The organism is Nosocomiicoccus massiliensis (assembly GCF_000438455.1).
Classification (GTDB): Bacteria; Bacillota; Bacilli; order Staphylococcales; family Salinicoccaceae; genus Nosocomiicoccus; species Nosocomiicoccus massiliensis.
Genome location: NZ_CAVG010000128.1, coordinates 1 through 4,906 on the forward strand (window position 1 = coordinate 1; position 4,906 = coordinate 4,906).

Annotated in this window: 6 protein-coding genes; 4 read left to right on the forward strand and 2 right to left on the reverse strand. The window is 34.1% G+C overall.

Annotated elements, in window-relative coordinates; all coding sequences use genetic code 11:
• The first annotated feature begins 92 nt into the window (after positions 1–92).
• From tagD to TJ68_RS06245, 4 genes are read left to right on the forward strand one after another with little or no spacing between them, the layout of a single operon-like run.
• Entirely contained in the window at positions 93–494 is a 402-nt protein-coding gene (gene tagD / locus TJ68_RS06230) for a glycerol-3-phosphate cytidylyltransferase (RefSeq protein ID WP_040929302.1), read from the forward strand.
• Complete coding sequence (locus TJ68_RS06235; RefSeq protein WP_040929303.1) at positions 487–1,611, forward strand: CDP-glycerol glycerophosphotransferase family protein; 1,125 nt, start codon at positions 487–489, stop codon at positions 1,609–1,611. Before tagD ends, TJ68_RS06235 begins: the two co-directional genes overlap by 8 nt.
• Before the next feature lie 35 nt (positions 1,612–1,646).
• Complete coding sequence (locus tag TJ68_RS06240) at positions 1,647–2,954, forward strand: LCP family protein (protein ID WP_052327357.1); 1,308 nt, start codon at positions 1,647–1,649, stop codon at positions 2,952–2,954.
• 54 nt (positions 2,955–3,008) lie between these two features.
• Positions 3,009–3,434, forward strand: coding sequence for a GNAT family N-acetyltransferase (locus TJ68_RS06245; RefSeq protein ID WP_040929304.1), 426 nt, complete (start codon positions 3,009–3,011; stop codon positions 3,432–3,434).
• Between the two features lie 21 nt (positions 3,435–3,455).
• Here the strand turns inward: TJ68_RS06245 and TJ68_RS06250 are convergent, their stop codons facing one another.
• Both TJ68_RS06250 and TJ68_RS08795 read right to left on the reverse strand, forming a co-directional pair.
• Entirely contained in the window at positions 3,456–4,583 is a 1,128-nt protein-coding gene (locus tag TJ68_RS06250) for a CDP-glycerol glycerophosphotransferase family protein (protein ID WP_052327358.1), read from the reverse strand.
• 38 nt (positions 4,584–4,621) lie between these two features.
• Positions 4,622–4,747: a hypothetical protein gene (locus TJ68_RS08795; RefSeq protein WP_272944046.1), complete on the reverse strand. Its 126-nt coding sequence runs from the start codon at positions 4,745–4,747 to the stop codon at positions 4,622–4,624.
• Between the last annotated feature and the right edge of the window lie 159 nt (positions 4,748–4,906).

Below are 4,906 nucleotides of genomic sequence, written 5' to 3' on the forward strand. Positions count from 1 at the left end.
AAGATTAGAACTAGAAAACCAATTTCTGTATAATAAATTATCGCATTAACACTTATAATGGTATAAACTAAAATATAATATGAATCAAAAAGGTGAATTGTTATGAAAAAGTAATTACTTATGGAACATTTGATTTATTACATGTCGGCCATATAAACATTTTAAAACGTGCTAAGGATCTCGGTGATTACCTAGTCGTTGCTGTATCAACAGATGAATTTAACAGCTTAAAACATAAAGAAGCATATCACTCATATGAAGATCGTAAATTGATTTTAGAAGCGATTAAATATGTCGATGAAGTGATTCCAGAAAACACTTGGGATCAAAAACGTGAAGATGTTAAAAATCACAACATTGACACATTCGTAATGGGTCATGACTGGGAAGGTGAGTTTGATTTCTTAAAAGATTTATGTGAAGTTATTTACTTACCAAGAACTGAAGGAATTTCAACGACAAAGATTAAGAAAGATTTAAACAATAATGATTAAAGAAATTATGTTACGTGTGTACAATTTTATTGTCTCACGTTTCTTTTTATTGATGCGCATATTACCCCTAAAAAACTCAGTCGTGATTTTAACTTCTTTTGGCGACAATATCGATTATATTATCCGTCATCCGAAGATGCGTCTTTACGATGAAGTAATTATTTTTTCATCGCGTCAGTATGACTTTAAAACGTTTGATAACGTTAAAGTGTACACACAGAGTAATTTAAGCGTTAAAGAATTATATGAAATAGGACGTGCTAAAAATATTATTGTCGATAATCATTTTCCTGTGATTGGTGGCATGTCGACGTTAAAACCTTATGTTAACGTATTTCAAACGTGGCATGCGGTTGGCGCGGTCAAAGCGTTTGGGTTAATGGATGAGTCATTTAAAAATCGTCCAGACTGTGCAAAAGCTCGATTTAAAAAAACGTATCAAAATGTAGATTATTATGTTGCTGGGTCTAAACGTATGGCAGATATTTTTAAACAGGCGTTTTCTATTGATGATAAGAAAATCATAAAAACAGCGATGCCACGTCTCGATTTTTATAGAGATCAGCCAAATATTCAATCGACTCGAAATAGTGTTCGAAGTCACTTAAAAATAGACGATGAAGTTATCATTGTGACGTATGCGCCGACGTATCGAGAAAATCAGTTTAATATTTCTGATATACCACTCGACATCTCTAAAATGATTCAAAAATTGCCGAGCAATTATAAAATCGCATTAAGACTACATCCTACTGTTCAGTTAGACACTGATATTAAAGGTGTGATCGATCTCACTGACGGATTTTCGTTAGAAGAAGTGTTAAGTGTGACTGATATTTTAATTACAGACTACTCTTCTGTCGGCTTTGAATTTGCGAACCTTATGCGTCCAGTTATCTATTATCCTTATGATTTAGATGAGTATACGAATACAAAAGGGTTAATAGATGATTATGAATCTCTCGTCACGACGAATATCGCATATAACACTGATGATATTCTAGAGATGATTATAAATGATGACTTTTCTGCGGAAGAAATACGTCAATTTAAAGATCTGTGGAATGATTATAACAACCAAAATAATACAAATACACTTCTATCAATGTTACAATGAAAGTTATTACATTATTTTGAAGTTCGGAGATTACTATGAAAAAATTCCTTAAAATTATTTTCGTCATACTTTTAGTACTCAGCATTGCTGGCGCCGCTTATGGTGGTTATATATATTATACAGTCAACAAAGGAGTAAATTCTTCGTTTTCCGGTTTAGAGGACAAGTCAAAACTTCGTGAAGACGGTGAAGAAGTCGATATCGATGACAGCTTTACAGTACTAATATTAGGAATTGACGAAAACGAAAAACGTGCTAAAAAAGAACAATTAAATAGAGATGAATTTAGAACGGATACGATGATATTAGCAACGTTCGACCGTGAAGGTGACGTCATTAAAATGATCAACATCCCTCGCGATACGTTAAGTCTAATTAGTAGTGAACAAGCATTTGATAAAATCAACCACGCACATGCACTTGGTGGCATTGAAGGTACTGTCGATTCAGTGGAAAACTTATTAAACGTTCCTGTTGACTTTTACATTCGTGTAAACTTTGATTCCGTAGTAGATATCGTAAATACACTTGGTGGCGTTGAGTTTGATGTTCCATTTGATATGGAAGAACCAAACCAAGATGACTCAGGTAAAATAAAAGTAAAAAAAGGAAAACGAATGTTAACAGGTGAAGAGGCGCTTGCGGTAGTTAGAAGTCGCCGAGTGGACTCAGACTTTGGTCGTGGAGAACGACAAATGCAAATGATTCAGGCAATTATGAATCGCTCAAAGTCTACAGGAGCAATTACAAAAATAGATGACCTCGTCGACGTCGTTTCAAAAAACGTGACTCATAACTTTACAATGCAAGACATCACAAAACTAGCAAAATATTTTGCAAGTAACGATATTGATTTTGAACAGACAAGAGTTCTCGGTGAAGATTATACTAGTGATACTGGTGCATATTACTATAAACCAAGTGAAGAACACTTATTTGTACTAAGCAAAACTCTAAGAGAGATTCTCGGCTTACCAGCACCGGACGTTAATGATTTCGCAAATATACGTCTCTCTTATTGGTTAAACCCTACGGTATTTATCGGTGAAGATTTAATTAATCACTATATACTCGAAGGTGAAAATATACCATTCTACGCACAACCAGGATATGAGAGCCCATATGGAGATGGCTTTAAAATTCCAGATAATCAATTAGAACAATATGAAGATAACGAAGGCGACACAGATGTTAGCAAGCCTGACGGTCAAGACTACACAGAACCAACAGAAGAAGATAATTTAGATGAGTCATATGACGACGATTATTATTACGATCCAGGTACAAACCCTAGGGACGAATACTTCCCGCCTGAGCGTGATGATAGAGAGAATTATGAATAGTGTTATATAATGACTAGGTACTGCCTAGTCATTATTTTTTTAGGAGTGTCTATTATGAATATATATATTACAGACGATAAGAAATACTACGATGATTGCGTGGATATTAGAAATAAAGTATTTGTAGAAGAACAAGGCGTTCCAGCTGATTTAGAATTAGATGAGTACGAAGAAGAATGTGTTCATATCATTTTACTATTTAACGATGAACCAGCCGGCACAGTACGTTACCGAGTGCTTGATGATTCTACAATTAAAGTTGAAAGAATGGCTGTTTTAAAAGAATATAGAAAGCTCGGATTCGGACATAACTTAATGACATTCGTTCATATTCATGCAAGACAACAAGGATACGTATGGGCAAAACTTGGTGCACAAACTCACGCGATTAAATTTTATAACAAACTCGGCTATGAAAAATTTTCCGATGAATATTTAGATACAAACATCCCACATATCGATATGATTAAACAGTTGTAATAAAAAACTCTAACAAAAATGTTAGAGTTTTTTTCGTTCCACCGCTTCATATATACGTTCACAGTTATGTTGATCTTGATACTTAATGATTCCACTAATATCTTTCACTTTATTTTCATAGTTATGTTTAATCGCATCTTCTATATAGCTAATCAGAAGTTCTTCTGTCTCCGCGATATCACCTAAAAATGTTTCATTTACTGGTCGTAATATCCCTCTATTAAAGAAACGATCTTCGTCAAAGTGATAGTATATTACTGGTTTTTTCATCATTGTAAAGTCAAAACTTACACTACTAAAGTCTGTAATGAGTAACGCATGTTCAATGAGTAAATCTTGTACAGTACGTTCTCCTAGCGTAATAAATTCAATGTTATCTGTCGCTTCAATATGTTCTTTTGTAAAGAACTGCTGCGCACGATAATGCGGGTAGAAATTTAATTTGACGTTATATTTTTTTAGTACGTCGTGAAGACGTTCGTTTTCGATTAAATTTTTATAACGGTGATAATACTCACTATTTAAAAATCTTTCGTCTGTATTTATCCAGTCACGCCACGTTGGCATTAGTAATATATCTTTTCCTTTTTTGCCAATCGGTAATTGGTCAAATCGTGCAAGACCTGTGACGATGACTTCATCTTCATCGTATCCCATCTCTTCAACGACGACGTCGTATTTCTCACTTGAACTCGATACGATAAATATATCAAACGGATCCTCGTAATATTTTTTATGATATTCAGCTGGTTTTCTACCGAGTACACCGTGCTGTAGAAACACTTTAAATGTATCCCCATAATTAAAGAATTCTTTCGCTGGTTTATACGGTAAAATATTTTCAAAATCGTGTGTACATAGTAATACGCCTGCTCTTAAGCTAATATCATAATGCGCATCACTACCAAAAACGAGTACGTTCTCTTCGTCTTTTATCTTTTCATAATCTTTAGATTCTTCGTCTATCACGTAGTACGCTTCGACTTGTTTGTCTTGTAAATATTTAAACAGTGCATATCCGTTTTCTTGGGCAGTATCTGTACGTTCTCCGAGTAACCATATGTTTTTGTCTCGTACGACGTTCGTGTTGACTGATTTTGGTACAACAAATGTTTCAATTTTTAAATTGTTAAATGGTGTTGTCGTCACAAGTAAATAAACATCTCGGTCTTTTTCTTGGACAATTTTTAAATCGTAAAAATTATCTTTTTTAAAATCTGAATGTTTATATGGGATTTTTCCCTTGCGATGATGTCTCCGTCTTCATTTCTCATTCCGACGTAAATATCAATCACTGTCTTACCACGACTCATTAAATTGATGATATCTTCAGGTACTACTTTTATTTTAAATTTATCGTCTACTGGATATTCGACAGTTTCTTGACTGATACGATCTTCAAATATAATGACGTTCTCAGCATTAGAGAACGCTCTCTCCCCTTCACAAAACCTTTAAACGTAAGTCTTTAA